This is a genomic window from Streptomyces sp. NPDC024017, assembly GCF_040638895.1.
Classification (GTDB): Bacteria; Actinomycetota; Actinomycetes; order Streptomycetales; family Streptomycetaceae; genus Streptomyces.
This window is the reverse complement of the sequence record NZ_JBEZYZ010000022.1, coordinates 57,010-82,901: the sequence shown is the minus strand read 5'-3', so window position 1 is coordinate 82,901 and position 25,892 is coordinate 57,010. Positions and strand designations below refer to the sequence as shown.

23 protein-coding genes, 2 pseudogenes and 1 riboswitch are annotated in these 25,892 nt (G+C 72.0%); of the genes and pseudogenes, 13 read left to right on the top strand and 12 right to left on the bottom strand.

Annotated elements, in window-relative coordinates; genetic code table 11:
- Together AB0G20_RS37780 and AB0G20_RS37775 are read left to right on the top strand one after the other, a co-directional pair.
- Positions 1–1,121: pseudogene (locus AB0G20_RS37780) on the top strand (2-oxoglutarate ferredoxin oxidoreductase subunit alpha); the annotation flags it as partial.
- On the top strand, positions 1,114–2,193 hold the full coding sequence (locus tag AB0G20_RS37775; RefSeq protein ID WP_361310937.1) for a 2-oxoacid:ferredoxin oxidoreductase subunit beta: 1,080 nt from the start codon (positions 1,114–1,116) through the stop codon (positions 2,191–2,193). The pseudogene AB0G20_RS37780 and the gene AB0G20_RS37775, both read left to right, overlap by 8 nt.
- 39 nt (positions 2,194–2,232) lie before the next feature.
- Here AB0G20_RS37775 and AB0G20_RS37770 read toward each other — a convergent pair whose 3' ends face one another.
- Positions 2,233–2,610, bottom strand: a complete 378-nt coding sequence (locus tag AB0G20_RS37770; RefSeq protein ID WP_361310934.1) for a helix-turn-helix domain-containing protein — start codon at positions 2,608–2,610, stop codon at positions 2,233–2,235.
- Between the two features lie 91 nt (positions 2,611–2,701).
- Between AB0G20_RS37770 and AB0G20_RS37765 the strand changes: the two genes are divergently transcribed.
- Positions 2,702–3,556 (top strand): SDR family oxidoreductase, encoded by an 855-nt coding sequence (locus AB0G20_RS37765; protein WP_361310932.1) that lies wholly within the window; start codon positions 2,702–2,704, stop codon positions 3,554–3,556.
- A 132-nt stretch (positions 3,557–3,688) separates the two neighbouring features.
- On the top strand, positions 3,689–4,702 hold the full coding sequence (gene rarD, locus AB0G20_RS37760) for an EamA family transporter RarD (RefSeq protein ID WP_361310929.1): 1,014 nt from the start codon (positions 3,689–3,691) through the stop codon (positions 4,700–4,702).
- Here the strand turns inward: rarD and AB0G20_RS37755 are convergent.
- Positions 4,597–5,937, bottom strand: a pseudogene (locus tag AB0G20_RS37755) (MFS transporter); the annotation flags it as partial. The gene rarD and the pseudogene AB0G20_RS37755 sit on opposite strands and share 106 nt — an antisense overlap.
- A gap of 180 nt (positions 5,938–6,117) precedes the next feature.
- Positions 6,118–6,741, bottom strand: coding sequence for a CGNR zinc finger domain-containing protein (locus AB0G20_RS37750; RefSeq protein ID WP_361310926.1), 624 nt, complete (start codon positions 6,739–6,741; stop codon positions 6,118–6,120).
- A 21-nt stretch (positions 6,742–6,762) separates the two neighbouring features.
- On the opposite strand from AB0G20_RS37750, the gene AB0G20_RS37745 reads away from it, so the two are divergent.
- Together AB0G20_RS37745 and AB0G20_RS37740 are read left to right on the top strand one after the other, a co-directional pair.
- Complete coding sequence (locus AB0G20_RS37745; protein ID WP_361310924.1) at positions 6,763–7,236, top strand: VOC family protein; 474 nt, start codon at positions 6,763–6,765, stop codon at positions 7,234–7,236.
- Between the two features lie 152 nt (positions 7,237–7,388).
- Positions 7,389–8,339 (top strand): M28 family metallopeptidase, encoded by a 951-nt coding sequence (locus AB0G20_RS37740; RefSeq protein WP_361310921.1) that lies wholly within the window; start codon positions 7,389–7,391, stop codon positions 8,337–8,339.
- 15 nt (positions 8,340–8,354) lie between these two features.
- Here the strand turns inward: AB0G20_RS37740 and AB0G20_RS37735 are convergent, their stop codons facing one another.
- Positions 8,355–9,758 (bottom strand): tetratricopeptide repeat protein, encoded by a 1,404-nt coding sequence (locus AB0G20_RS37735; RefSeq protein WP_361310919.1) that lies wholly within the window; start codon positions 9,756–9,758, stop codon positions 8,355–8,357.
- A gap of 159 nt (positions 9,759–9,917) precedes the next feature.
- Here AB0G20_RS37735 and AB0G20_RS37730 point away from each other — a divergent pair, with 159 nt between their 5' ends.
- The 3 genes from AB0G20_RS37730 to AB0G20_RS37720 all read left to right on the top strand — a co-directional run bounded on the left by AB0G20_RS37730 (position 9,918) and on the right by AB0G20_RS37720 (position 12,249).
- On the top strand, positions 9,918–10,421 hold the full coding sequence (locus AB0G20_RS37730) for a DUF6668 family protein (RefSeq protein ID WP_361310917.1): 504 nt from the start codon (positions 9,918–9,920) through the stop codon (positions 10,419–10,421).
- Positions 10,422–10,432: 11 nt separating this feature from the next.
- Complete coding sequence (locus AB0G20_RS37725) at positions 10,433–11,581, top strand: amidase (RefSeq protein ID WP_361310951.1); 1,149 nt, start codon at positions 10,433–10,435, stop codon at positions 11,579–11,581.
- An 86-nt stretch (positions 11,582–11,667) separates the two neighbouring features.
- Complete coding sequence (locus tag AB0G20_RS37720) at positions 11,668–12,249, top strand: NAD(P)H-dependent oxidoreductase (RefSeq protein ID WP_361310914.1); 582 nt, start codon at positions 11,668–11,670, stop codon at positions 12,247–12,249.
- 9 nt (positions 12,250–12,258) lie between these two features.
- Here the strand turns inward: AB0G20_RS37720 and AB0G20_RS37715 are convergent, their stop codons facing one another.
- The 4 genes from AB0G20_RS37715 to AB0G20_RS37700 all read right to left on the bottom strand — a co-directional run bounded on the left by AB0G20_RS37715 (position 12,259) and on the right by AB0G20_RS37700 (position 16,668).
- Entirely contained in the window at positions 12,259–13,137 is an 879-nt protein-coding gene (locus tag AB0G20_RS37715) for an ABC transporter permease (protein WP_361310912.1), read from the bottom strand.
- Positions 13,124–14,110 carry an ABC transporter ATP-binding protein gene (locus tag AB0G20_RS37710; protein WP_361310910.1) on the bottom strand — a complete coding sequence of 329 codons (987 nt, stop codon included), beginning with the start codon at positions 14,108–14,110 and terminating at the stop codon, positions 13,124–13,126. Before AB0G20_RS37710 ends, AB0G20_RS37715 begins: the two co-directional genes overlap by 14 nt.
- A gap of 41 nt (positions 14,111–14,151) precedes the next feature.
- The gene (locus tag AB0G20_RS37705) at positions 14,152–15,426 is read right to left on the bottom strand and encodes a DUF2092 domain-containing protein (protein WP_361310908.1); all 1,275 of its coding nucleotides are present in this window, start codon (positions 15,424–15,426) and stop codon (positions 14,152–14,154) included.
- A gap of 231 nt (positions 15,427–15,657) precedes the next feature.
- The gene (locus AB0G20_RS37700; protein WP_361310905.1) at positions 15,658–16,668 is read right to left on the bottom strand and encodes a polyprenyl synthetase family protein; all 1,011 of its coding nucleotides are present in this window, start codon (positions 16,666–16,668) and stop codon (positions 15,658–15,660) included.
- Positions 16,669–17,168: 500 nt separating this feature from the next.
- A riboswitch (cyclic di-AMP (ydaO/yuaA leader) is annotated at positions 17,169–17,342 on the top strand.
- A 5-nt stretch (positions 17,343–17,347) separates the two neighbouring features.
- Here AB0G20_RS37700 and AB0G20_RS37695 point away from each other — a divergent pair.
- A complete protein-coding gene (locus tag AB0G20_RS37695) occupies positions 17,348–18,127 on the top strand; it encodes a transglycosylase SLT domain-containing protein (RefSeq protein WP_361310902.1) in 780 nt (259 codons plus the stop codon).
- On the opposite strand, the gene AB0G20_RS37690 is transcribed toward AB0G20_RS37695, so the two are convergent.
- On the bottom strand, positions 18,091–18,939 hold the full coding sequence (locus AB0G20_RS37690) for a Cof-type HAD-IIB family hydrolase (RefSeq protein ID WP_361310900.1): 849 nt from the start codon (positions 18,937–18,939) through the stop codon (positions 18,091–18,093). The genes AB0G20_RS37695 and AB0G20_RS37690 overlap by 37 nt on opposite strands.
- A gap of 192 nt (positions 18,940–19,131) precedes the next feature.
- Here AB0G20_RS37690 and AB0G20_RS37685 point away from each other — a divergent pair, with 192 nt between their 5' ends.
- The 3 genes from AB0G20_RS37685 to AB0G20_RS37675 all read left to right on the top strand — a co-directional run bounded on the left by AB0G20_RS37685 (position 19,132) and on the right by AB0G20_RS37675 (position 22,412).
- Positions 19,132–20,196, top strand: coding sequence for a GNAT family N-acetyltransferase (locus tag AB0G20_RS37685; protein WP_361310898.1), 1,065 nt, complete (start codon positions 19,132–19,134; stop codon positions 20,194–20,196).
- Between the two features lie 36 nt (positions 20,197–20,232).
- Positions 20,233–21,543 carry a glycosyltransferase gene (locus tag AB0G20_RS37680; RefSeq protein WP_361310895.1) on the top strand — a complete coding sequence of 437 codons (1,311 nt, stop codon included), beginning with the start codon at positions 20,233–20,235 and terminating at the stop codon, positions 21,541–21,543.
- A 113-nt stretch (positions 21,544–21,656) separates the two neighbouring features.
- A complete protein-coding gene (locus AB0G20_RS37675; RefSeq protein WP_361310892.1) occupies positions 21,657–22,412 on the top strand; it encodes a polysaccharide deacetylase family protein in 756 nt (251 codons plus the stop codon).
- 13 nt (positions 22,413–22,425) lie between these two features.
- Here AB0G20_RS37675 and AB0G20_RS37670 read toward each other — a convergent pair whose 3' ends face one another.
- The 3 genes from AB0G20_RS37670 to AB0G20_RS37660 are packed head-to-tail and all read right to left on the bottom strand — an operon-like array spanning position 22,426 to position 25,867.
- Entirely contained in the window at positions 22,426–23,616 is a 1,191-nt protein-coding gene (locus AB0G20_RS37670; protein WP_361310889.1) for a glycosyl hydrolase, read from the bottom strand.
- Entirely contained in the window at positions 23,613–24,053 is a 441-nt protein-coding gene (locus tag AB0G20_RS37665) for a hypothetical protein (protein ID WP_361310887.1), read from the bottom strand. The genes AB0G20_RS37670 and AB0G20_RS37665 overlap by 4 nt, the downstream gene beginning before the upstream one ends.
- Positions 24,050–25,867 (bottom strand): glycosyltransferase, encoded by a 1,818-nt coding sequence (locus AB0G20_RS37660; protein WP_361310885.1) that lies wholly within the window; start codon positions 25,865–25,867, stop codon positions 24,050–24,052. Before AB0G20_RS37660 ends, AB0G20_RS37665 begins: the two co-directional genes overlap by 4 nt.
- Positions 25,868–25,892 lie beyond the last annotated feature (25 nt).

Below are 25,892 nucleotides of genomic sequence, written 5' to 3'. Positions count from 1 at the left end.
ACGGGCTGATCGCCGCCTCGCGGCAGGCGGATCTGCCGCTGTATCTGGGGTCGTACCCGATCACTCCGGCGTCGGACATCCTGCACGAGCTGAGCCGGCACAAGAACTTCGGAGTGCGCACCTTCCAGGCGGAGGACGAGATCGCCGGGATCGGCGCGGCGCTGGGAGCCGCCTTCGGCGGATCCCTGGCGGTCACGACGACGTCCGGCCCGGGTGTGGCACTGAAGTCCGAGACGATCGGCCTGGCGGTCTCCCTGGAGCTGCCGCTGCTGATCGTGGACATCCAGCGCGGCGGCCCCTCCACCGGTCTGCCGACCAAGACCGAGCAGGCGGACCTGCTGCAGGCGATGTACGGGCGCAACGGCGAGGCACCGGTCCCGGTGGTCGCACCGCGCACCCCGGCGGACTGCTTCGACGCCGCCCTGGAAGCCGCCCGCATCGCCCTGACGTACCGCACACCCGTCTTCCTGCTGTCCGACGGGTACCTGGCCAACGGCTCCGAGCCCTGGCGGATCCCGGACCTCGAAGAACTGCCCGACCTGCGGGTGCAGTTCGCGCAGGGCCCGAACCACACGCTCGACGACGGCACCGAGGTGTTCTGGCCCTACAAGCGTGACCCGCAGACGCTGGCCCGGCCGTGGGCGATCCCGGGCACGCCGGGTCTGGAGCACCGCATCGGCGGCATCGAGAAGCAGGACGGCTCGGGCAACATCTCCTACGACCCGGCCAACCACGACTTCATGGTCCGCACGCGCCAGGCCAAGATCGACGGCATCGACGTCCCGGACGTCGAGGTGGACGACCCGCACGAGGCGCGGACGCTGGTGCTGGGCTGGGGCTCGACGTACGGGCCGATCACGGCGGCGGTGCGGCGGCTGCGCAGAGCCGGCGAGTCCGTCGCGCAGGCGCATCTGCGCCACCTCAACCCCTTCCCGCGAAATCTGGGCTCCGTGCTGGAGCGTTACGACAAGGTGGTGATCCCCGAGATGAACCTCGGGCAGCTCGCCACGCTCATCCGGGCGAAGTACCTGGTCGACGCCCACTCGTACAACCAGGTCAACGGCATGCCGTTCAAGGCGGAGCAGCTCGCCGCGGCTCTGAAGGAGGCCATCGATGGCTGATACGTCCTCGCACGGCACGGGCACCATCGAGGCGCTTTCCCTCGTCCCCAAGGCCGAGGGCAGGCAGTCGATGAAGGACTTCAAGTCCGACCAGGAAGTGCGCTGGTGCCCCGGCTGTGGCGACTACGCCATTCTCGCGGCGGTGCAGGGCTTCATGCCCGAGCTGGGGCTGGCGAAGGAGAACATCGTCTTCGTCTCGGGCATCGGCTGCTCCTCGCGGTTCCCGTACTACATGAACACCTACGGGATGCACTCCATCCACGGCCGCGCCCCCGCCATCGCCACGGGTCTGGCCAGCTCCCGCCGCGACCTGTCCGTCTGGGTCGTCACCGGCGACGGCGACGCGCTGTCCATCGGCGGCAACCACCTGATCCACGCGCTGCGCCGCAACGTCAATCTCAAGATCCTGCTGTTCAACAACCGGATCTACGGCCTGACCAAGGGCCAGTACTCCCCCACCTCCGAGGTCGGGAAGATCACGAAGTCGACGCCGATGGGCTCGCTGGACGCGCCGTTCAACCCGGTGTCGCTGGCGATCGGCGCGGAGGCGTCGTTCGTGGCACGGACGGTGGACTCCGACCGCAAGCACCTGACCGAGGTGCTGCGCCAGGCCGCCGCCCACCAGGGCACCGCCCTGATCGAGATCTACCAGAACTGCAACATCTTCAACGACGGGGCCTTCGACGCTCTGAAGGACAAGCAGCAGGCCGAGGAGGCCGTGATCCGCCTGGAGCACGGCCAGCCGATCCGCTTCGGCGCCGACCAGGCCAAGGGTGTCGTGCGGGACCCGCTGACCGGTGACCTGAAGGTGGTCGCCGTGACGCCGGACAACGAGGACCAGGTGCTCGTCCACGACGCGCACTCCCCGTCCCCCACCACGGCGTTCGCGCTGTCCCGCCTGGCCGACCCGGACACCCTGCACCACACGCCGATCGGTGTCCTGCGCTCGGTCGACCGGCCCGTCTACGACACGCAGATGGCCGACCAGCTCGACCAGGCGATCGAGCAGCACGGCAAGGGCGACCTGGACGCGCTGCTGGCGGGCGGCGACACCTGGACGGTCGTGGGCTGACCCCGACCACGGCTTGAGCAGCAGCGAGGCCCGGGACCGCTAGGACGCGGCCCGGGCCTCGTCGTACGCCTGGCGGGCCTGCTCCACCTCGCCCATGCGCTGGTGCGTCCATGCCGCCAGTCCCCGTACCTGCTCGGCTGCCTCGCGGCCCAGGCCGGTGAGGGAGTAGTCGACGCGCGGCGGGATGACGGGCTTGGCGTCGCGGTGGACGAGCCCGTCGCGCTCCAGGGTCTGGAGGGTCTGCGTGAGCATCTTCTCGCTGACGCCGCGGCCCGTTCCGCTGATCGCCCGGCGCAGCTCACTGAACCGGTACGGGCGGTCCAGGAGCTCGATCAGGACGAGCACGCCCCAGCGGCTGGTGACGTGCTCCAGGACCAGGCGGTGCGGGCACATGGCCTCGCTCTCACTTACTGCCATGCCAGTACCTTACTTCAAAGTGGGTACTTTCCAAGAGTTAGCGCATCCTCTAGGGTTAGTGCCAACGCACCCCACAAGGAGAGTCCTCACCATGAGCATCGTCGTCACCGGAGCCACCGGACACCTCGGCCGTCACGTCGTGGAGCAGCTGCTGGAGAAGGTCCCCGCCGAGCAGATCACCGCGGTCGTGCGCACCGCGGAGAAGGCCGCCGACTTCGCGGACCGCGGTGTGAAGATCGCCCTCGCCGACTACAACACCCCCACCTCCTTCGACGGCCTCTTCTCCGCCGGTGACAAGGTGCTGCTGGTCTCCGGCAACGAGTTCGACAAGGGCCGGGTGCAGCAGCACAAGGTCGTCATCGACGCCGCCAAGGCGGCCGGTGTCGCCCTGCTCGCCTACACCAGCGCCCCCGGCAGCCTGACCGCCGCGCTCGCCGACGACCACCGCGGCACCGAGGAGATCCTGCTGGACTCCGGCGTGCCCTACGCGCTGCTGCGCAACGGCTGGTACCACGAGAACTACACCGAGAACCTCGCCCCCGTGCTGGAGCACAACGCGGTCGTCGCCGCCGCCGGTGAGGGCAAGGTCTCCTCCGCCTCCCGCGCCGACTACGCCGCTGCCGCCGTCGCCGTGCTGACCGGTGAGGGGCACGAGAACAAGACGTACGAGCTGGGCGGCGACACCCCCTGGAGCTTCGCCGAGTACGCGGCCGAGCTGAGCCGGCAGACCGGCAAGGAGATCACCTACAACGCCGTCTCCCCCGAGGCCCTGGTCGGCATCCTGACCGGTGCCGGGCTGCCGGAGCCGTTCGCCCAGATCCTCGCGGGCGTCGACGCCTCCATCGAGAAGGGCGAGCTGGTCGTCTCCAGCGGCGACCTGTCCCGTCTGACCGGCCGCCCGACCACCCCGTTCACCGAGGCCATCGCCGCCGCACTCAAGGGCTGAACTCCCCGCCGGGCCCTGGAGGGCCACACCCCCGGACTGTCATGACCGTATGCCGATACGGGCATGACAGCCGGGGGCGCTCGGCGTTACCGTCGTGCACGCGGACACACGCAAGGCGCGAAGGAGGGGCCCGTGACCGGCAAGCCGAGGGGTGAGCGGCACATAGGACTGCTGAACGGCTTCGCGGCCTACGGGATGTGGGGGCTCGTCCCCCTGTTCTGGCCCCTGCTGAAGCCGGCCGGTGCGGTGGAGATCCTGGCCCACCGGATGGTGTGGTCGCTGGTCTTCGTGGGCGCCGCTCTGCTCGTGCTGCGCCGCTGGGCCTGGGCCGGAGAGCTGCTGCGGCAGCCCCGCAAGCTGGCGCTGATCACGGTCGCCGCGGCGGTCATCACCGTCAACTGGGGCCTGTACATCTGGGCCGTGAACTCCGGGCACGTGGTCGAGGCCTCGCTCGGGTACTTCATCAACCCGCTGGTCACCATCGCGATAGGCGTGCTGCTGCTGAAGGAGCGGCTGCGTCCGGTCCAGTGGGCGGCGGTCGGGACCGGCTGCGTCGCGGTCGTCGTGCTGACCATCGGCTACGGCCAGCCCCCGTGGATCTCCCTCTGCCTCGCGTTCTCCTTCGCCACCTACGGGCTGGTGAAGAAGAAGGTGGGCCTCGGCGGCATCGAGTCGCTGGCCGCCGAGACCGCGATCCAGTTCCTGCCCGCGCTGGCCTTCCTGGCGTGGCTCTCCGCGCAGGGCGACTCCACCTTCACCGGCGAGGGCGCGGGGCACGCGGCGCTGCTCGCCTCGGCCGGCATCGTCACCGCGCTCCCCCTGGTCTGCTTCGGCGCGGCCGCCATCCGCGTGCCCCTGTCCACCATCGGCCTGCTGCAATACTCGACGCCCGTCATCCAGTTCCTGCTCGGCATCCTCTACTTCCACGAGGAGATGCCGCCGGAGCGCTGGGCCGGATTCGCATTGGTGTGGCTGGCTTTGACGCTGCTCACCTGGGACGCCTTGCGCGCCGCCCGCCGGGCCTCCCGGACGCTCACCAACGAGATCAGCGTGCCCAGCACCACCAGGACGACCGGCACGAAGAGCGCCGAGCGGAACGCCGAGAGCGTGGCCTCGGGGCCGGACCCGGTGGACGCCAGGCCGTAGACCGCGGTCACCGCCGAGATGCCGATCGCCGCGCCGAACTGGGTGGCGGTGGTCAGCAGCCCGCCGGCCAGGCCCTGCTCCGGCCCGGCCACCCCGTCCGTCGCCGCGATCGTCAGCGGCCCGTAGGCCAGGGCGAACGCGAAGCCGGACAGGAGCAGGGTCGGGAACATCATGGCGTAGGACCAGTCCATGCCGACCGGCAGGAACAGCGCGTACGCGGCCACGGCCAGGAGGAAACCGCCGACGATCACCCTTGCGTTGCCGAAGCGGGTGACCAGTCGGGGCGTGAGCGTCGGCGCGAGGACGGCGTCGGTGCCCATGGCGATCAGGGCCACCGCCGTCTGCAAGGACGACCAGCCGCGCAGTTCCTGCAGGTAGAGCGTGACGACGAACTGGAAGCCGAAGAAGGCGCCGAGGAAGAGCAGCGCCCCCAGGTCGGCGCGCACGACCGGGCCCCGGCGCAGCAGGCCGAGCCGGACGAGCGGATCGGGGCAGCGGCGTTCGACCGCCACGAAGACCCCGCACACGAGCACGGCCGCGAGGCCCGAGGCCAGGGTGAGCGGCCAGTCGTGCAGGCCGTGTTCCAGGCGTACGACGGTGTAGGCGGCCAGCAGCATGGCGCCGGCGGCGGTGATCGCGCCGGGCAGATCGAAGGTGCGGCGGCGGTTCCGCGGGGCGTCGCTCCGGGGGATCAGGCGTACGGCCGCGACGAGCAGGGCGGCGGCCAGCAGCACGGGGGCGAAGAACACCCAGCGCCAGCCGATGTCGGTGAGCAGACCGCCGACCACCAGGCCGAGCGAGAAGCCGGCCGCGCCCGTCCCGGCGAAGACCAGCAGGGCCTTGTTGCGCTTCGGGCCCTCCTCGTACGTCGTGGTGATCAGGGAGAGCGCGGCCGGGGTCATGAACGCGGCGGCGAGGCCGGTGACGAACCGGGCGACGATCAGCATCCAGCCGTCCGTCGCGAAGCCGCCGAGCCCCGAGAAGGCGAGGAAGACGGTCAGCCACAGCAGGAACATCCGCCGCCGCCCGAGCAGGTCGGCGGCCCGCCCGCCCAGCAGCGTGAAGCCGGCGTAGCCGAGCACATAGGCGCTCATCACCCAGGCCGCGGTGCCGGTGGCAAGGCCCAGATCGGCGCGGACGGCCGGGAGCGCCACCGACATCATCGCGACGTCGGTGCCTTCGAGGAAGATCGTTCCGCACAGAACGAGCAGCAGCGCCCACGCACGGGTGCCCATGAATCAACCCTCCTCCGGTAAGGGACGGTTACGCAAGTGAGGTCGGTGGGAATCGCTGCTGGTCATTCGCGCTGCTGGAGAACCGGCGGCTGCGCTTCACCGAGCCGCGCCGGGAGATCGACGGGGTCGGTCACCAGGCCCGGACCGCGTACGACACCCGCGCGGCGGAGGGCTCGCAGGCTACGGCTTCGCAGGGGTGTGGCGGGCCCGGTGCACCCGGGCCTTCTCACGGTTTCCGCAGTGCTCCATCGCGCACCAGCGGCGGCGGCCCGGGCGGGAGGTGTCGACGAAGAGCAGGTAGCAGTTGTGGGCGCCGCACTCGCGGACGCGGTCGGCGTAGGGACCGGTGAACAGGTCGATCGCGTCACGGGCGACGGTCGCGAGCAGGTGGGTGCCGGTGGCGCCCGGGGCCCAGGCGCGGGTGCCGTCGGGCTCGATGCGGGCGATCAGCGGGGGCTCGGCCGCGGCGGCGTTGACGAGGTCCAGGTGGGCGGCTTGCAGGGGGCGGCCGTGAGCGCGGTCGGCCGCGAGCAGGAACACGGCGTCGCGCAGGGTGCGTGCCCGCTTCAGTTCCCCGGCGGAGACGGTGAGGTCCAGGCCGTCCGGCAGCCGGCTGCGCTCCGCCCAGGTGACCAGGTCAGAGGGTTCGTGCAGCACTTCCCAGCGGGCGAAGGCCCCGGGACCGCCCGTCGTCGTCAGCTCCAGGCACAGGGTGCCGGGGTCGAAGCGGTAGGCCTTGCCCTGGCCCGAGACCAGCGTCAGGCCGGGCGTTCGATCCGGCGTTTCCCCTGTGCGTCCACTCACCTAACCAGTATAAGTGGTTACATGACGCAGACACCCTCATCGCCCACTCCCGTGCACTGGAAACTCGTCATCGACGCCAGCGACCCGCACCAGCAGGCCGACTTCTGGGCCGCCGCCCTGCGGTACGAGGTCGAGGACAACAGCGCCCTCATCGGAAAGCTGCTCGGCTTCGGCGCCCTGCCGGAGGAGGCCACGGTCGAGTTCCACGGCCGCCGCGCCTTCCGGGACCTGGTCGCCGTGCGGCACCCGGAGGACCCGTTCGAGGAGGAGAGCGGGACCGGGCTGGGGCGGCGGCTGCTGTTCCAGCGGGCACCGGAGGCGAAGACGGTCAAGAACCGGCTGCACCTCGATCTGCACCCGGGCGAGGGACGCCGGGAGGAGGAGGTCGCACGGCTGGAGGGGCTCGGGGCGAGTGCGCTGCGGCGGGTGAAGGAGCAGGGCGGCGAGTGGGTCGTGATGGCGGACCCGGAGGGGAACGAGTTCTGCGTGCAGTGACGTGCGCGCCGGAGGTCCGCGCTCCGTAACGCCCTGGCCGAATAAGAACCTTGACGGAGAGTCAGTACCAGCTTCACCATCCAGGCACCCCATTCACTGTGGGCGGCCCGTGGACACCCCACGGGCTTCCCGACGGAATCCGGAGCCCCCACATGAAGCTCTCCGTTTCCGCGCGCGCCGTCGCCGCGGGCGGCATGGCAACAGCCATGCTCCTGACCGGCGGTGCCGTGGCCGACGCCGCGTCATCCGCTCCCTCCAGATCCGCCGCCGCGCCGGACATACCCGTGGCGAACGTCAAGACCCACCTGTCGCAGCTGCAGTCCATAGCCACCGCCAACGGCGGCAACCGGGCGCACGGCCGAGCCGGCTACAAGGCCTCGCTCGACTACGTGAAGGCCAAGCTGGACGCGGCCGGATACACCACCGCGATCCAGCAGTTCACCGCCTCCGGCCGCACCGGCTACAACCTGATCGCCGACTGGCCGGGCGGCGACGCGAACCAGGTCGTGATGGCCGGCTCGCACCTCGACAGCGTCTCCTCCGGGCCCGGCATCAACGACAACGGCTCCGGCTCCGCCGCCGTCCTGGAGACCGCGCTCGCCGTGTCCCGGGCGCAGTACAAGCCCACCAAGCACCTGCGGTTCGCCTGGTGGGGCGCGGAGGAACTCGGCCTGGTCGGCTCCCGCTACTACGTCAACCGGCTGGCCACCGGCGACCGTTCGAGGATCAGCGCCTACCTGAACTTCGACATGATCGGCTCCCCGAACCCCGGCTACTTCGTCTACGACGACGACCCGGCGATCGAGAAGACCTTCAAGGACTACTTCGGCGGCATCGGCGTCCCGACCGAGATCGAGACCGAGGGCGACGGCCGTTCCGACCACGCGCCCTTCAAGAGCGCGGGCGTTCCGGTGGGCGGCCTGTTCACCGGGGCCAGCCGGACGAAGACGGCGGCGCAGGCGGCCAAGTGGGGCGGTACGGCCGGGCAGTCCTTCGACCGCTGCTACCACTCCTCCTGCGACACCACCGCCAACATCAACGACACCGCCCTGAACCGCAACAGCGACGCCCTCGCGCACGCGGTGTGGGAGCTGTCGGAGTAGCCCCCGGCGCAGCGCCTACCGGTTGCGGGCGCGTTCGGTGAGGCGGCCCATGCGGGCTCGGGCCGACTCCAGTTGCTCGACCTCCTCGGCGGCCGGGCCGTCCTCGGCGGCGAGTTCCGTCCACAGTCCGATCAGGTCGCGCCCCAGCTCCAGCCCCAGCGCCGGGTCGCGCACCGCGCGCCACGCGGTGGCCGCGCTCTCCACGTTGCCGTAGGCGGCCTCCGCGTCACCGGCCCGGCGGCGGGCACCGGCCAGGTCGAGCGACAGCCGGCAGGCGCGGAGCGGGTCGCCTGCCAAGTAGGCGATGTAAGCGGTGAGCTCGCGCAGCCGGAGCACCTCGGGGTGCTCCGGCCCCAGCGTCCCCGACGCCTGGGCGACGGTCTGCTCCGCCAGCCCGGACGCGGCCTCGATCCTGCCCTCCTTCACCGCCTCGTTGATCCGTGCGACCGGCTCCGCGAGGAGCGCGGGCGCGGCGGGATCACCCGGGGCGGTGAGGGGTTCGTCCCCGAGCACGGCCTCGGCGACGGCGTCGAAGCCGCGGGCGGGGGTGGGCTTGGGGTCGGGGTCGGCGGCGATCAGGGCGTCTTCGGGGACCGGTCCGGGCCGCGGAGCCGGGTGGGCCTCGGGGACGGGGAGCGGCCTCGCGTCCATGGGCGGGGGCGGGCCGAACTCGCCGGTGGGCGGTACGACGGTGCCGGGCGGCGTCGCCGCTCCCGGAGCCGGTGGCGCGTCTTCCGGCGCGGGCTCCGCCGACTCCGGTACGGCACGCAGCTCGAACGTCGGTACGGGTTGATCGGCCGGCTGCGGCTCGGGCACGGCCCGCAGCGGGAACGTCGGGGCCGAGCCGCGGCCGGACTCCGGCACGGGACGCAGCACGTGCGTGGCGCTGTCGCTCCGCGGGTGCTGCGGCTCGGGTGTTGCCGTGGCGTCACTCCGGGTTGGCTGCGGCTGCGGCGGGGCCGAGGCGCCGCCGCTCCTGACGTGCGGTGGCTCCGGGGGCCTCATGGCGTCGATGCCTCGGGCGCGCGGTGGCTCCGGGGGCGTCATGGCGTCACTGGCCTGCGGTGCCTCCGGCGGGTTCGTGGCGACCGGCTCGGCCGTGAAATGGCTGGAGCCGTCCGGGTCGACCTGGAGCGGGACGACGTAGCCGATGCGCTCGTCGCGGATCGTCGCGAGGACGGGGTGGCCGGTGGCGAGGGCGATGTGGTGGAGGCGGTTCAGGACGGCCCGCTGGATCTCCTCGCCGGGGGCGGCGAAGACCGGGACGCCGCCCACGGAGGCGCCGTCGGACACCCCGCCGGTTCCCCCTCCCACGTCCGTTCCGGCCCCGGGGACATGGACGTCGATCGGCGCCGCCGGGGTCGCCGCGCGTGCGGCCTGGTTCTGTTCCCGCTTCTTCTCGCGGCTGAGTCGCGACATCGTCCCCTCACTCGGCGTCGTACACCTACTGTCGAGTGTGTCCGCTCGCCCCCGTTTCTCACGTCACCACGGTGTCACAGGCTCGTCCCAAGGGCCGCCGGCCCCGGCACGGTCGTCGCTGAGGGCATGAAGAGCGGGCGTACGAGGGAGGAGAGGGGCATGCACACAGGCATGCGACAGGGGCCGGAGATCTGGCTGCGCGGCCCGGTGACCGGCCCGGAGCCGGGGCCGCCGGAGCCCGCGCACGCCCATGCCGCGGCACGGCGTTTCTCCTGGGTCGGCACGCACGGCGGCGCGGGCGTCTCCACCCTCGCCGCGGTCTACGGCGGCCATGACAGCGGCCGGTCCTGGCCCGGGCCCGGCGACCCCACGTCGGTGCTGCTGGTCGCGCGGACGCACGCGGCCGGGCTGGACACGGTCGCCGGGGCGGTGGAGATCTTCCGGCGCGGCCGGGCTCCGCAGGGGCTCGACCTGGACGCCGTCGTCCTCGTGGCGGACGCCCCGGGCCGGCTGCCACGTCCGCTCGCCCAGCGGGTCAGGTCGCTGGAGTCGGTCATCGACGTGTACCGCGTGCCGTGGGTGGCGGCCTGGCGGCTCGGCGAACCGGGCCGTCCGCCGCGCGAGACGGACGCCCTGGCCCGGCTGACGGGAGCGGCACGCTGACGGCCGTGCCGCTGCCGGCCGTGCCCCTGTCGGCCGGGGAGATCGCGGCGGGGGTGCGGGCCCGGGAACTGCGGGCGGCGGATGTGGTCGCGGCAGCTCTGGACCGGATCGAGCGGGCCGATCCGCAGCTGTGCGCGTTCGTCGAGGTGTGGGGCGAGGAGGCGTTGCGGCGGGCCGGTGAGCTGGACGCACGACTCGACCGGCGGGGCGCGGATCCGTCCCTGCCGCTGGCCGGCGTGCCGGTCGCCGTGAAGGGGCGGCGCGGTCTGCGCGCGGCGGGTCCGCTGCTCGCGGCCGGTTGTGTGGCCGTGGGGGCGACGTCCGTGCCCGGACCGGGAACGCCCTGGCAGACGTGGGGGCTCGGGGCCCGGGGCCGGACCGTCAACCCGTGGCGGGCCGACCGCACGCCGGGCGGCTCGTCGGCCGGGGCCGCGGCGGCCGTGGCGGCCGGGCTGGTGCCGCTGGCGACGGGCAGCGACGGGGCGGGGTCGGTACGGATCCCGGCGGCGTGGTGCGGGGTGACGGGCTTGAAGACGACGAGCGGACGGCTGCCGTCGGGCGACCGTACGGGGCTTGCCGTTCCGGGGGTGCTCGCCCGCTCGGCGGCGGACGCCGAGCTGTGGTGGCACGTGGTGTCCGAGGAGCCGGTGCCGGCCGCAGCGGCCCTCCCCGTCACCGCCGTCTGGTCCCCCGACCTCGGTTTCGCCGGACCCGACCCGGAGCCCGTCGCGCTGGCCCGGGCGGCCGTGGAGCGGCTCGTGGCGGCCGGGGTCGTACGGCTCCTGCGGCCGCGGATGCCGTTGCGGCTGACGGACCCCGGGCCGGCCTGGCTCGCCCTGCGCACTCCCGGTGCGGACCCGGCCGGGGCCGAGCGCGTCCGGGCGGAGAACGACCGGCGGCTCGCCGGGCTGTTCGCCGATGCCGAGCTGCTGCTGACCCCGACGGCACCCACCGCCCCGCACGGCCACGAAGGACCCGGGAGCCGCTACTCCACCTCTCTCACCTGGGCGTTCAACCTCAGCGGACATCCTGCGCTGAGCCTGCCCGCGGGGTTCGGCGACGACGGCTGCCCGGCCGGGCTCCAGCTGGTGGCGCCGCACGGGCGGGAGTCGCTGCTGCTGGCCGTGGCACGCGAGGCGGAGGCGCGCACCGAGGACTGACGGGCACCCCTGGCACATTTACTTGCGTACGCATATGATGCACACGCAGGTAGTTGACGTACGCCTAGTTTCCAGAGGGGCACCCCATGACCCGCCGTTTCCTTTTCGTCCTGGGCAGCGCTCGTGCCGAGGGCAACTCCGAGCTGCTGGCCCGCCGGGCCGCCGAGCAACTGCCCCCGGACGTCGAGCAGGAGTGGATCGACCTCACCGAGCATCCGGTGCCGGACTTCGAGGACCTGCGGCACGACAGCGACCACGTCCGCCCGACCGAGGGCAACGTGGCCCGGCTGCTCGACGCCACGCTCGCGGCGACGGACATCGTGATCGTCTCGCCCCTGTACTGGTACTCGGTCTCCGCGCAGACCAAGCGCTACCTGGACTACTGGTCGGGCTGGCTGCGCACACCGGACCTCGACTTCAAGGCCACCCTGGCGGGCCGCACCCTGTGGGGCGTCACCGCCCTCGCGCACACGCAGGAGGTGGTCGCCGACCCGCTCGTCGGGACGCTCCACAACTCCGCCGCCTACATGGGGATGCGCTTCGGCGGGGTGCTGCTCGGCAACGGCAGCAAGCCCGGTGACGTGCTGAACGACGACGCGGCACTGACCCGGGCGAAGACCTTCTTCGCGCAGGAGGCGCCCCTGGCCCGGTTCCTGTACGAGGACTGAGGCCAGGGCCTAGGCGGTGATGTCCTTCGCCGTGAAGCGCGCCCCCGCCGCCGACCCGAACACCACCGCGTACAGGGCCTGGAGCCCGAGGTTCTTCGCGAGGTCGTCCCAGTAGACCGGCTCGCGCATGAGGTCGGCGAAGGAGAGCCAGTAGTGGGAGAAGAAGTACGGCTGGAGGGCGTGCAGTTGCGGGATCTGGTCCAGGATCTGGACGGTGATCAGCAGGCCGACCGTCGTCGCCATCGCCGCGATGCCGCTGCCCGTCAGGGTCGAGACGAACAGGCCGAGCGCGGCGACGCCGATCAGTGACGCGGCGACGGCCAGGGCGATCAGCAGGGCTCTGCCCAGGCCCTCGGCGAAGCTGATCTGCGTACCGGAGATGGTCGTCAGGTCCCCGAGCGGGAAGAGCAGCGCGCCGACCGTCAGCGCCGAGACGGCGACCACGAGTGTGGCGGCCAGGCAGAAGATGACGACCGTCGCGTACTTGGTGAGCAGCAGGCGGCTGCGGCCGGCCGGGGCGACCAGCAGGTAGCGGAGCGTGCCGGAGTTGGCCTCGCCGGCGATCGCGTCGCCCGCGACGACCCCGATCGCCATGGGCAGGAAGAACGGGAGCGTGGCGGCCAGGGCGGTGAAGACGAGGAACAGGCCGTTGTTGGTGATCTGCGAGATGAAGGCCGGTCCTCCACCGCCCCCGCCGCCGGGCGACGAACCGTCCCCCGTCTCGATCTTGACGGCGATGCCGACGAGGATCGGTACGCCCGCCAGCACGGCCAGCAGCGCGAGCGTGCGCCAGCGCCGGAAGGTGGTGACGAGCTCGTTGCGCAGCAGCCCGAAGGTCCACAGCGGGCTCACCGGCCGTACGGATTCCACGACTTCAGCCCGCGACATCGAAGCCCTCCCCCGTCAGCGCCACGAACGCGTCCTCCAGCGAGGCCCGTTCGACCGTGAAGCCGCGCACGCGCACCCCGGCCGTCACCAGCGCGGCGTTCACCTCGGCGAGGTCGCGGTCCGGTGGCTCGCCGGTCACCCGGTCGTCGGTGACGACGACGTCGCCGACGCCCTGCTCCTTCAGGACCCGGGCCGCCTCCGCCGGGTCCGGCGTGGTCACGGCCAGCCGGCCGCGCACCCCGGCGGACAGCTCGGCGACCGGGCCCTGCGTGATCAGCCGGCCCTGCGCCATCACGGCCGCGTGCGTGCAGACCTGCTCGATCTCGTCGAGGAGGTGGGAGGAGAGGAAGACCGTCGTGCCGTCCGAGGCCAGTTCCCGGATCAGGGTGCGGATCTCGCGCATGCCCTGCGGGTCGAGGCCGTTGGTCGGCTCGTCGAGGACGAGCAGCCGGCGCGGCCGGAGCAGCGCGGCCGCGAGACCCAGGCGCTGTTTCATGCCCAGGGAGTACGCCTTGGCCTTCTTGCCCGCGGCGGCCGTCAGGCCCACCCGGTCCAGGGCGGAGGCCACCCGGGCCCGCCGGGTGCGCGGATCGGCGGCCGGGTCGGCACTGTCGTAGCGGATCAGGTTGTCGCGGCCGGAGAGGAAGCCGTAGAGGGCCGGGCCCTCGATGAGGGCGCCGACGTGCGGCAGCACGGCGCGGGTGGCCCGGGGCATGGGCTGCCCCAGCACCCGGGCCGTGCCGGAGGTGGGCTCGATGAGGCCCATCAGCATCCGGATGGTGGTGGTCTTGCCGGAGCCGTTGGGGCCGAGGAAGCCGAAGACGCTGCCCGCCGGGACGGTCAGGTCGAGACCGTCCACGGCGAGCTGTCCGCCGCGGTAGCGCTTGGTGAGCGCGTGGGTGTCGATGACCGGCTCGCCGGTCTCGGCCCGCGCGTCCCGCCGCTCCGGTCCCGTGGCGGACGGTTCGCCCATCGGCTTCCTCGTTTCCTCGACGTCCCGTACGCCTACGGGACCTACTTCCCGGCGTCGGCCGCCTTGACGAGCGCGTCCTTGGTGACCAGGCCCGCGTAGACCTTGCCGTCGTCGGTGATGAGGGCGTTGACCAGGCGGGTCGAGAAGACCGTGCCCGAGCCGAACTTGCCGTGGACCTTGTCGCCGAGCGAGTTCATGAAGCCGCCGAGGTCGCCTCCGGCCTCACCGGAGGGCACGCCCTCGCCGCCGGTGTCGAAGGTGGCGATGGCGGTCCAGCCCTCGCCGATGGTCTTCATGCCGTCGTGGCCGCCGAGGCCCTGGCCGAAGTCCTTCCCGGCCTTGGGGGCGTGGCCCGGCGCCTCACCCAGGTCGAAGGGCTTGCCGGGGGCCTTGCGCGGGGTCTCGCCCGAGGCCTTGTCCGGTACCTTGCCCGCGTCCTTCTCCTCGGTGACCTTCGCACCCTTGGGCGGGGTGAAGTCGAAGGTGGAGGCGGCCGGTTGCGCGAAGCTCACCTTCGTGAAGCCCGCGTCGACGACGGCCGCGCCGCCGCTCGCCGGGGTCAGTGTGAACTTCAGCGGCATGCCGGTCTTCGCGTCCACGGCCACGGTGATCGCGCCGACCGTCGAGCCGGACTGCTTCGGCTCGATGAGCAGCTTGTAGGCGTCCCGTCCGGCGACCTGGGCGGTGCCGTCGACGGTCACGGAGGTCGTGTCGTCGACCGCCTTCAGGGCCTCCTCGGCGAAGTCCTTCGGCGTGGCCGGCGGCTGCTGGTCCTTCCCGCGCTCCGGGCTCTCGGAGGAGGTGCCGTGGTAGACCTCGTTGGACTTGCTGTCGTAGCCCCAGACGTCCTTGCCGTTGTGGATGAGGCTGTATTCGGCGGCGTTCTCCAGCAGGGACAGCTTCTGCCTGTCCGGGCCGTCGACGGCGACGCGCAGGGTGTGGGTGCCGGAGGCCAGTTCGGTGAGCTTGGCCGTCGGTTCGGCGGAGGAGCCGCCCTCGCCCTGACTCGCGGCCCCGGACAGCAGGCCGGACTCCAGGCCGCCCAGGTTCGGCAGGCCGAGGTCCGTGCTGATCTTCACCGTGCCGGACAGCTGCTGGACGTCCGACTTCGCGATCTTCTCGATGAGCTGCTGGGCGGTGATCTTCGGGAGATCGGGGTCGCCGGAGTCGGCGAGTGCGGGGACCAGCCCGATCGTCGCGGCCGCCACCCCTATCACCGTGACCGGGACGATGTACCGCGCGGCTGTGCGCCGCCCGGAGCGCTGCTCGTCGACCTCCCCGGCGGTCGTGCTGTCGTCGGATGCGTACGGTGCCATGTGTGCCCTACCTCCGTGGTCGGCGGCGGCTGTCCGTGTCGTCCACGCACTCGTCCCTGAGCCGCCATTCTCACCCGAACAGGTGAGGAGTGGTGTCTGCCGTGGTGTCCATCTGACCAAATCGGCCAGGGAGATACGTCAGACCCCGGACTCAACTCCGTGTACTGCTGGGGTATGACACGGAAGGGCGGCTTCTCCCCCGACCCGTAGGGGTCGGACGGGAAAGACCTGCTAGCCGGCCCGGTGCACCACCGCGTCGGACAGCTCCACCAGCGCCGTCTTCGCGGTGCACTCGGGCAGCGGCGCCAGCGCCGAGCGGGCGTCCTGCGCGTAGCGGATCGTGTCCTGCCGGGCCTGTTCCAGCGCCGGGTGGGCGCGCAGCAGGCGCAGCGCCTCGGCGTGCCGGTCGTCGTCGGTGAGGTCGGAGTCCAGCAGCTCACAGAGGGCGATGTCGTCCGCGAGTCCGAGCCGGGCGGCGCGCTCGCGCAGCCGCAGCACCGGCAGCGTGGGGATGCCCTCGCGCAGGTCGGTGCCGGGGGTCTTGCCGGACTCGTGGGAGTCGGAGGCGATGTCCAGGACGTCGTCCGCGAGCTGGAAGGCGACGCCGAGCCGCTCGCCGTACTGGGTCAGCACGTCCACGGTCGTCTCGTCGGCGCCGGACATCATCGCGCCGAACCGGCACGACACGGCGACCAGCGAGCCGGTCTTGCCGCCCAGCACGTCCAGGTAGTGCTCGACGGGGTCCCGGCCGTCCTGCGGTCCGGCCGTCTCCAGGATCTGGCCGGTCACCAGGCGCTCGAACGCCTCGGCCTGCACCCGCACGGCCTCCGGGCCGAGGTCGGCCAGGATGTGCGAGGCGCGGGCGAAGAGGAAGTCTCCGGTGAGGACCGCGACGGAGTTGCCCCAGCGGGTGTTCGCGCTCGCGACACCGCGGCGCACGGTGGCCTCGTCCATGACGTCGTCGTGGTACAGCGTGGCGAGGTGGGTCAGCTCCACGACGACGGCCGAGGGCACGATCCCGGGCGCGTACCGGTCACCGAACTGGGCGGAGAGCATCACGAGCAGCGGGCGGAACCGCTTGCCGCCGGCCCGCACCAGATGCTGGGCGGCCTCCGTGATGAAGGGCACCTCACTCTTGGTGGCCTCGAGCAAGCCTTCCTCGACAGCCGTCAATCCGGCCTGGACATCGGCTTCCAGAGCCTGGTCCCGCACGCTCAGCCCGAACGGCCCGACGTCGGTCACGAGGGGTCTCCTGTCTGCTGTGTCTGCCGGTGATTACGCGGATTGTCGATAGGTCGCTGCCATCACTCGAGTCAGCGTATCCGGTCACGTTTCGATCACCGCCAGCGCCCATGGTTACAGGCCGGGTGGTATCCGATCACGACCGTTATGTTTTCGATCAACCTATAAGAACAGATATTTATCGACTTACCCAGGGGTAGCGAACTATGCACGATTTGCCGTGATGAGTAGGTGAATTCCCCTTGGCGTTAATTGCCCCACGGACTCGTGATCAGTGAGTTGAATCACTTCTTCCCCTTTTTCCTCCCCTCTCGACACCCGCCCGTAACACCTTCCCCCGAAAGCCAGTTGAGCCTTGGCTCCCGCAAAGGATCAAGCGGCGCAAACACCCCCGACCAAGGTCAACCGCGCGATATGTGATTGAGGTGCTTGTTCCCGACATGTGCTCTCGCATACGTTCCCGGCCTGTCCGGCGGACGCCTAATCCTGCCGCCGCCCGGACTCCCCACTGGACGACTCACTCACGCAGGGCAGGAGCGGGGGACCCAGGTAAGTCGCCGGTCCGCACAGCGGCACGGCTCGGGGTGAAGCCGCGTACGGCACACAGCCGTACGCGGCCGGGCACCTCCCGGCCCGAACCCGACAGCTCACCTCGCAGGCGCCGGAGAGGAACATCGCCATGGCCGGACGAGGCAAGCACCGTCGCCCCAGAACCAACCCGCTGAGCCGAGGCTTCATCGCCGCCGGTACCGGCGGAGCCGCACTCACCCTTCCGCTCCTCGGCGCCACCCACGCGAGCGCCGCCGAGCCCCAGGGCGCCCCCGCCGCCGCGCAGTCGGTGCCGCAGGCGGCCCAGCCCGCCAAGTCCCTCGCGTACACCGTGGTCAAGGGCGACTCGCTCGCCCGCATCGCGGACAGGTACGACGTCTCGGGCGGCTGGAAGCAGCTCTACAAGGACAACCGCGCCGCCGTCGGCGACAACCCGAAGCTGATCCACCCGGGTCTGAAGCTGACGGTGAAGACCACCAAGACGAGCGCCGCGAAGAAGACGGCGACCAAGTCGTCCGCCCCCGCCAAGCCGGCCGCGAAGCCCGCCGGCGGCGTCGCCCAGGCCACCCAGGCGTCCGCGAAGACCTACGCGAACAACCTCGACGGGTGGATCCGCGAGGCGCTGGACATCATGGCGCAGAAGGGGATCCCCGGGTCCTACGACGGCATCCACCGCAACGTCATGCGCGAGTCGTCCGGCAACCCCCTGGCGATCAACAACTGGGACTCCAACGCCGCCAAGGGCACCCCGTCCAAGGGCCTGCTCCAGACCATCGACCCGACCTTCCAGGCCTACCACGTGGACGGCACGTCGTGGGACCCGTACGACCCGGTCGCCAACATCACCGCGGCCTGCAACTACGCGGCCGACCGCTACGGCTCGATCGACAACGTCAACGGCCCGTACTGAGCCGTCCCGCCCAGCAGTCGCTCGAGGACGACGGCGATGCCGTCGTCCTCGTTCGACAGGGTGACCTCGTCGGCCACGGCCTTGAGTTCGGGATGGGCGTTCGCCATCGCGACGCCGTGGCCGGCCCAGTCGAACATCGGGATGTCGTTGGGCATGTCGCCGAAGGCGATGGTGTCCGAGGGCCGCAGCCCCAGATGCTCGGCGGCCAGCGCCAGACCCGTCGCCTTGGTGATCCCGCACGGCTGGAGCTCGACCGTGCCGGGCCCCGACATCGTCACCGTCGCCAGTGAGCCGACCACCGAGCGGGCCGTCGCCGCCAACTCGTCGTCCGACAGATGGGGATGGCGCAGCAGCACCTTGCTGATGGGCTCGCCCCACAGCTCGTCGCGCCGGTCGACCCGTACCGCGGGCAGGGTCGGGTGCGGCATCAGATAGCCCGGTTCGATCAGCGTCAGCCCGTCGACCCCGTCCTGGTCGACCGCCGCGTACACCTGCCCCACCTCGGCCTCGATCTTGCCGAGGGCGGTCTCGGCCAGTTCCCGGTCCAGGGTGATGGACCACAGCAGCCGTTCCGCGCCGGCGTCGTACACCTGCGCGCCCTGCCCGCACACCGCGAGCCCCGTGCACCCGAGGTCGTCCAGGAGCGGCCGCACTCTCGGCGCCGGCCGGCCCGTCACCACGAGGTGCTGGGCACCGGCGTCCGCCACCCGCGCGAGCACGGCGAGAGACCGGTCGGAGAGGGTGTCGTCGCCGCGCAGCAGCGTCCCGTCCAGATCGGTGGCGATGAGTGAATATGCGATGGGTGCGGCCATGATCAGAGAATACGGACAGCGCGCCCCTTCGTTTCATCACACGGCAGACGCCGATTGCCCGGTTGAAGGCCTCTGCACCGATTGGCAACAACATGCTCCGCTACCTACCCGTGGGGCCGTCTCGGGCGGTACCTTCCAAGTGTCCAGGGGGGACTTGATCGGGGGGTCAGGTTGAGCAGTGGGCGCATTCGCGTGGCTGGGCCCGGGGAACTCGGCGAAGGGGAGAGGGAGCGCTGGCGTGCGCTGCGCGCCGCCTCGGAGGCACCGCGCAACCCTTTCATGGAGCCGCAGTTCACCGAAGCCGTCGGCCGGGTCAGGCCGGGGGCCCGGGTCGCCGTGGTGTACGAGGGGACGGAGCCGGCCGGCTTCCTGCCCTTTGAGCGGGGCCCGTTGGGGCAGGGCCGGGCGATCGGGCTCGGCGTCTCGGACGCGCAGGGCGCGATCCTGCGGCCGGGCCTTGACCTGGAGACGGGCGAACTGCTGAAGGCCTGCTCGGTGTCGAGCTTCGCCTTCGACAACCTGGAGGCCGAACAGCGGCTGTTCGTCCGCTACGCGGCCGAGGAGCACGCCACCTACGTCATCGACGTGGAGAAGGGCTACGAGACGTACGAGTCGGTGCTGCGCGCGCAGTCGCCGAAGTTCCTGAAGACGACCCTGGCCAAGGAGCGCAAGCTGGGCCGGCAGGCCGGTGAGCTGCGGTTCGTGTTCGACGAACGCGACCCGGCCGCGCTGCGCACGCTCATGGAGTGGAAGTCCGCGCAGTACCGCAGGACCGGCCGCCGGGACCGGTTCGCCCAGGCCTGGATCACCCGGCTCGTCGGGCAGCTGGCCCGGGCCCGGGCGCCGGAGTGCAGCGGCACGCTGTCCGTGCTGTACGCGGGTGAGCGGCCCGTCGCCGCGCACTTCGGACTGCGTTCGGCCTCGGTGCTGGCCTGCTGGTTCCCGGCCTACGACCCGGAGTTCGCGAAGTTCTCGCCGGGGCTGGTGCTGCACCTGCGCATGGCCGAGGCGGCGGCCGCCGGGGGCATCGGCACGCTCGACCTCGGGCGGGGCGCGGCCGAGTACAAGGACGCGCTGAAGACGGGCGAACTGCCCGTGTACGAGGGTGCGGTGACCCGTCCGGGGGCGGGCGCGGCACTGCACTGGCTGAGCCGCGAGCCGGCGCGCCGCGCGCACAGCTTCGTCCGCAGCAGGCCGCGGCTCGCGTCGCTGGCCGCGCGGACGCTGAAGGGCGCGGCCCGGCTGCGCCGCACCTGAACACAAGGCGTACCTGACACAAGGGGGGGTGGGCGCATGGCCCGTTCGGCGCGTGCGCAGGAGGAGATACGGCGGTTCCTGGACATCGGGGCGGTGCAGGTCGCCGAGCTGGACCTCGACGGTGACGAGGGGGTGCTCAGACCCGGTCCGGGAAGCCCGCCCGTGACGCATGGCGAGGTGTTCGTGCTGGTCAGAAGGGGTGGCCGGCCCGTGGGCACGCTGCTCGGGCGGGTGCCGGAGGGGGCGGATCCGAAGGCCGTGCTGGCGGCGCGGGCGGGGGCGGAGTGCGCCGCGGCGCAGGCCGGTGAGCCCGGGGAGTTCGGTGAGCCTCCGTACGCGAGTGTCGTCGTCGCGACCCGGGAGCGGGCCGGGCAACTGGCCCGGGCGCTGGACTCGCTGCTGGCGCAGGACCATCCGCGGTTCGAGATCGTCGTCGTCGACAACGCGCCCGTCACGAGCGAGACGCGGGAGCTGATCGAGCGGAAGTACGCCGAGCGCGTGCGGTACGTCTGCGAGCCTGTTCCGGGGCTCGCAGCGGCCCACAACGCGGGGCTGGACGCCGTGCGCGCCGGGGTGGTCGCCTTCACCGACGACGACGTGGTCGCCGACCCGCGCTGGCTGGCCGAGCTGACCGCGCCCTTCGCCGCCGACGCCGGACTCGGGTGCAGCACCGGGCTGATCCTGCCGGCGCGGCTGACCACCCCGGCCCAGGTGCTGCTGGAGAGCCACGGCGGTTTCGCGAAAGGCTTCACTCCAAGGACGTACGATCCGGCGCACCCGCCGGGCGACGAGCCGCTGTTCCCGTTCACGGCCGGGCGGTTCGGCTCGGGCGCGAACATGGCGTTCCGGACGGCGGTGCTGCGTTCCGTCGGCGGTTTCGACCCGGCCACCGGCGCCGGGACGGCCGCCCGGGGCGGCGACGACCTCTACGGCTTCGTCCGTGTCCTGGCCCAGGGGCACCGGCTGCGGTACACGCCCCACGCCCTGGTGTGGCACCACCACCGGGAGACCTGGCGGGACCTGGAGACGCAGGCGTACGGCTACGGCGCCGGGCTCACCGCCTATCTCACCGCGGTGCTCGTGAACCGGCCCGCGCTGCTGCCGGCGTTCCTCGCGAGGCTGCCCCGCGGCCTCGCCCACGCCCGCGCGCTGACGGCCGTGCGCGAGACCGAGGGAGCGGGCGGCGCGGGGACGCCGGGCGATCACGACGTGCGGACCCATCCCTGGCCACGGCGGCTGTCGCGGTTGCAGCGCCGGGGGATGCTGTACGGGCCGGTCGGCTATCTGAAGGCGCGGCGGGCGCTGCGCGCGCCTGTTCGAGAGAAGACAGCTCGGGGGGCGAGATGAAGGCGGACCGCAGAGGCCGGGCGGAGCGGGGGCCACGGGACGGTGAGGGGCCGATAGCCGCGGCGGGTGGCGTCGTCACCCCCGCCATCCCCGTCTTCCTGTATCACTCGGTGATGGACGATCCGCCGGACTGGATCGCCGAGTTCACGGTGACGCCGAAGCAGTTCGCCGCGCATCTCGACGCCGTGGTCCGCAGCGGGCGTACGCCCGTCACGATCAGCGCGATCGCCGATCATCTGGCCGGGCGGGCGCCGCTGCCGGACCGGCCCGTGCTGCTCACCTTCGACGACGGGTTCGCCGATCTGCCCGGCCCCACCGCCGAGGCCCTGGCCGACCGCGCGCTGCCCGCCACCGCCTACCTCACCACCGGCGCCATCGCCCCGGGCGGCCGCAGTCTGCTGCCGCCCGCCCCGATGATGCCCCTGGCCAGGGCGGCGGAGCTGGAACGTTCCGGCATGGAGATCGGCAGCCACACCGTCACACACGCGCAGCTCGACACCCTGTCCGCCAAGGCCCTGGCGTACGAACTGCGCACCTCCAAGGCCGTGCTGGAGGACGCCCTCGGGCACGAGATCCGTCACCTCGCCTACCCGCACGGCTACAACAGCCCCCGGGTGCGGGCCATGTCGGCCCGGGCCGGCTACGAGACGGCGACGGCCGTACGGCACGCGCTCAGCTCCGACCGGGACGAGCGGTACCGCATCGCCCGGCTCATCGTCCGGCGCACCCACACCGTCGCCGAAGTCGAGGGCTGGCTGGCGGGGGTGGGCGCGCGGGTCGCGCCGTACCGCGACGGGCCGAAGACGATCGCCTGGCGCTGGTACCGGCGGGCCCGTGCGGTGGCGCACGGGCCCGAGTTCGCGGGCTGACCCCGGCCGGGGCCTACTTCAGCGGCTGGTTGAGGTACGGGTCGGCGACCGCCTTGCGCAGGCTGTCCCAGGCCGCGTCGTTGGCCAGCGCCAGGTTGCAGTGCGGTCCGGGGTCGCGGTAGTTCCACTGGAGGGCGGCCTTGACGCCGTCCAGGCCCTTCAGCACCCCGGGCACCTGCGCGTACCACTCGGCCTGCCGCTGCGGGCGGTTCGCGTCCGCGGCGGTGCCGAACTCGGAGAGCATCAGCGGCTTGTCGTCGGAGATGTTCTCCCGGATCCAGTCGTGCGTGGCGTGCTGCGTCTGCGCGAAGGTCAGCCAGTCGGCGTCGTGACAGCGGTAGTAGTTGTACTGGTTGTAGCCGACCCAGTCGACGTAGTCGTCGCCCGGGTACATCTTCTTGATCTCGTCCGCGTGGTCGAGGTACCCGGTGGTGATCCACGTCCACACCACGTTGTCGACGCCCAGTTCGCGGAACCGGTCGTGGATGTGCCGGTAGGCCTTCACATAGTCGGCGGGCGTGCCGCTCGCCGGGGTGCGGGTGTCCATCTCCAGGTCGAAGGAGAGGAAGACCTTCTTGCCGTAGCCCTTGATGCGCCGGGCCTGGACGTCGACGACCTTGTCGTCCAGCTCGCCGGACGCGATCTGCTTCCAGGTCGGCTGCTGCTGTTTCGTGCCGCCCCACCACTTGCTCTCCCAGGAGAGCAGCAGCAGGTGGTCCTCGCCGACGCGCCGTTCCTCCGGGGTGAGCAGCTGGCCCTCCCGCCGGGTGCCCGAGGCCAGGGACATGTCGTGGTACGTGTACACGATGTCGAGCTCGCGGCCCACGCGCTTCTCGTAGGCACGCACCTTCTCCGGCAGGTCGTCCCGCTCGTGCGGCACGAACGCCCCGAACCAGGCGCCGCAGGGCGGTTCGAGGAGGGCCGTGGGGCGGCAGTCCGCCTTGGAGCCGGTGGCTCCCGAGTCCGGCCCCGACGCGTCCCGCAGGGCGAATGCGGCGACCAGGACGGCGCTGACGACCGTGGCGGACGTGATCAGCAGTCGGCGCCGGCGCGATGCCGACGGGCCGGCGGCCTGGTCCTGGTGCGGATGCTCCTCGTGCGCATTCTCCTCGTGCGGTTTCTCCTCGTGCGGCTTCCTGCGGTGCTGTCCTCCGGTCGTGCTGGGCTTGCGGCGAAAGGGACGGTGGGGACGGTAGAACCTCACTGAGCGGAACCCTTCGGTGTCCTCGGTGTCGTCCGCGGCGGCGGGGAGGCACGCAGCGGCGGACAGAACGCGGCGAGTGTGGTCAGCAGCGTCAGCGTCAGCAGCACTCGCTGCGCGCTGAAGGTGTGCGTGGCGATCAGCACGGTCGCGACGAGCATCACCGCGCCGATGCTCAGGAACAGCGTCAGCATCAGCCGCTCCAGCAGGTCGGAACGGCGGGCGAAGTCCGGGTCCCGGCGCTCCACGGGCCCTTCGGCGGGCCGCGCCCCCAGGGCGGGGGCGCAGACTCTGACCACGGCCGCGCCCGGGCCCGCCGCCAGGAAGAGCACGACCGCTGCGCCCCGCAGCGGCGACCCTCCGGGCAGGGCGAGCGCGGCCAGCGCCAGCCAGCCGGCGAACGGGGGCAGCATCCGGACCACGAGTTCCTGCGGTGTCATCGCTCCGCTCCCCCTGACTGCTTCAGTACGTAGAGCCATCCGGCGCTGTTCTCCGCCACGAGCCGGAAGCGCGGCGACGCCGCGACGGACTTCCGGATGCGGTCGAGCTGCGCCTTGTCGAGCTGGCCGTTCATCTCGGAGTTGGCCAGCTGCCCCTGGGTGAGCAGGAGGTAGGCCCGGGCCGGCCGCTCCACCCCGGCCATGTCACCGGCGAGGGTGGCGGCCGGGTTCCGGACGATCCGGTCGACGTGGCTGCGGGCGTCGTCGAGGAACCAGTAGTGGTCGACGCTCCAGTAGGAGGCGTACGCGTCCGGGTAGTTGCGGTTGGCGGCCACGACCAGCGAGCCGTCGGGTGCCTGGTCGAAGAGCTGCTGTACGAGGGCCACTTCCTGCGGTGGGAAGTAGTTGATCCGGTCCTTGCCGGAGTAGGCCGGGGCGAACGCCAGGCTTCCGCCGAGCAGCACGGCCAGCGGCACCCAGGTGCCGGCCCCCCGACGGCGGGCCTTGGCGGGGCCGTTGGCCTGCCGGTCGCCGGCCTCCCGCTCGGCGGCGTCGGCGGCCAGGGTGCGGACCTTGGGCAATAGCGCCGCGGCGGCGAAGAAGGCGGCGCCGGGCAGCATGAACAGCAGCACCCGGAAGATCATCTCGCTGCCGTAGCTGCTCGCCGCGAACATCGGCAGCGGGGCCGCCGCGACCAGCAGCAGGGGCCACGCGCGGTGGCGCAGCACCCGTTGGCGCAGCACGCCGACGGCCGCGAGCAGCAGGACGGATCCGGACAGCAGGCGGGCCGCCCAGGAGGTCGCGATCGCTCCGGTGCCGGTCGGGGTGGCGCCGTAGCCCGTCTCGACGTTGGCGCCGACGTCGCCGATGGAGCGGATCATGTCCGGCATCGCCGCGGAGAGGAAGGGCAGCGCGGCCGTGAGGCACCAGGCCAGGAAGATGACGACGGTCGTGGCCAGCGGGACCCAGTCGCGGTAGCGGCGGCTCAGGCACAGGGCGAGCAGGCAGACGGCCAGCATGCCCGGGGTGAGCTGGTGGGAGATGACGATCGCCACGACCATGACGGTGATCACCACCGTCCACACCGCCTGGCGCGGCCGGTCGCTCCGCACGGCGGACCGGCCGAAGCGGCGCAGGACGACGGCGAGGACACCCACGTGCAGCGCGTACGCCACGGACTGGGGGGAGAAGTAGTCCTGCCCGACCCAGTTGGCGACGTAGAAGAGCCAGACCGCGGTCCAGATCAGCCGCCGGTCCTCGGTGAAGGTGCGGTAGATCAGCAGGAGCGGGAGCAGCAGCATCAGGCTGGAGGCCAGGGGCCACCAGGCCATGAACATCGCCGTCGAGTCCACGCCCAGCAGCTTCTGCAGGGCCGCCTGGGCGGCGAAGAAGCCCGGCCACTGGTCGTACACCGCCATGTCGCCGACCTGATCGGCCGTCTGCAGACCGCCGGCCGTCAGCAGATGGTCGATGACCGCCTCGTGCTTCCACGCCCAGGCGTACAGCGGGGTCGGGTACAGCACGGCCTGCGTGGCCCGCTCCATCACCAGCAGACCGAGCACGTACGCCGCCGACCAGGCGCCCGGCCGGCGCGGGTCGCGGACCGTGAACCAGAAGCCGGTGGTGAGCACCGCGAGCCCGGCCCAGAAGGCCGGGTGCAACGCGCTGACCAGTCCATAGTCGTCGAGCCGCGAGACGTCGGTGTGCCGCACGGCGTACGCCCAGAGGGCGAGCGCGACGAGCAGCGGGACGCCGGGCCAGGTGAGCGCGCGGCGCCCGGACCAGGCGGGGGGCAGGTCGGACAGATCCGTCACGGGCTCATGGGCGGGGCTCGACGAC

Coding starts and splice junctions, on each gene's coding strand:
- AB0G20_RS37775 (WP_361310937.1), top strand. CDS start 1,114: ATGGCTGATACGTCCTCGCACGGCACGGGCACCATCGAGGCGCTTTCC.
- AB0G20_RS37770 (WP_361310934.1), bottom strand. CDS start 2,610: ATGGCAGTAAGTGAGAGCGAGGCCATGTGCCCGCACCGCCTGGTCCTG.
- AB0G20_RS37765 (WP_361310932.1), top strand. CDS start 2,702: ATGAGCATCGTCGTCACCGGAGCCACCGGACACCTCGGCCGTCACGTC.
- AB0G20_RS37745 (WP_361310924.1), top strand. CDS start 6,763: ATGACGCAGACACCCTCATCGCCCACTCCCGTGCACTGGAAACTCGTC.
- AB0G20_RS37740 (WP_361310921.1), top strand. CDS start 7,389: ATGAAGCTCTCCGTTTCCGCGCGCGCCGTCGCCGCGGGCGGCATGGCA.
- AB0G20_RS37735 (WP_361310919.1), bottom strand. CDS start 9,758: ATGTCGCGACTCAGCCGCGAGAAGAAGCGGGAACAGAACCAGGCCGCA.
- AB0G20_RS37730 (WP_361310917.1), top strand. CDS start 9,918: ATGCACACAGGCATGCGACAGGGGCCGGAGATCTGGCTGCGCGGCCCG.
- AB0G20_RS37720 (WP_361310914.1), top strand. CDS start 11,668: ATGACCCGCCGTTTCCTTTTCGTCCTGGGCAGCGCTCGTGCCGAGGGC.
- AB0G20_RS37715 (WP_361310912.1), bottom strand. CDS start 13,137: ATGTCGCGGGCTGAAGTCGTGGAATCCGTACGGCCGGTGAGCCCGCTG.
- AB0G20_RS37710 (WP_361310910.1), bottom strand. CDS start 14,110: ATGGGCGAACCGTCCGCCACGGGACCGGAGCGGCGGGACGCGCGGGCC.
- AB0G20_RS37705 (WP_361310908.1), bottom strand. CDS start 15,426: ATGGCACCGTACGCATCCGACGACAGCACGACCGCCGGGGAGGTCGAC.
- AB0G20_RS37695 (WP_361310902.1), top strand. CDS start 17,348: ATGGCCGGACGAGGCAAGCACCGTCGCCCCAGAACCAACCCGCTGAGC.
- AB0G20_RS37690 (WP_361310900.1), bottom strand. CDS start 18,939: ATGGCCGCACCCATCGCATATTCACTCATCGCCACCGATCTGGACGGG.
- AB0G20_RS37680 (WP_361310895.1), top strand. CDS start 20,233: ATGGCCCGTTCGGCGCGTGCGCAGGAGGAGATACGGCGGTTCCTGGAC.
- AB0G20_RS37675 (WP_361310892.1), top strand. CDS start 21,657: ATGGACGATCCGCCGGACTGGATCGCCGAGTTCACGGTGACGCCGAAG.
- AB0G20_RS37665 (WP_361310887.1), bottom strand. CDS start 24,053: ATGACACCGCAGGAACTCGTGGTCCGGATGCTGCCCCCGTTCGCCGGC.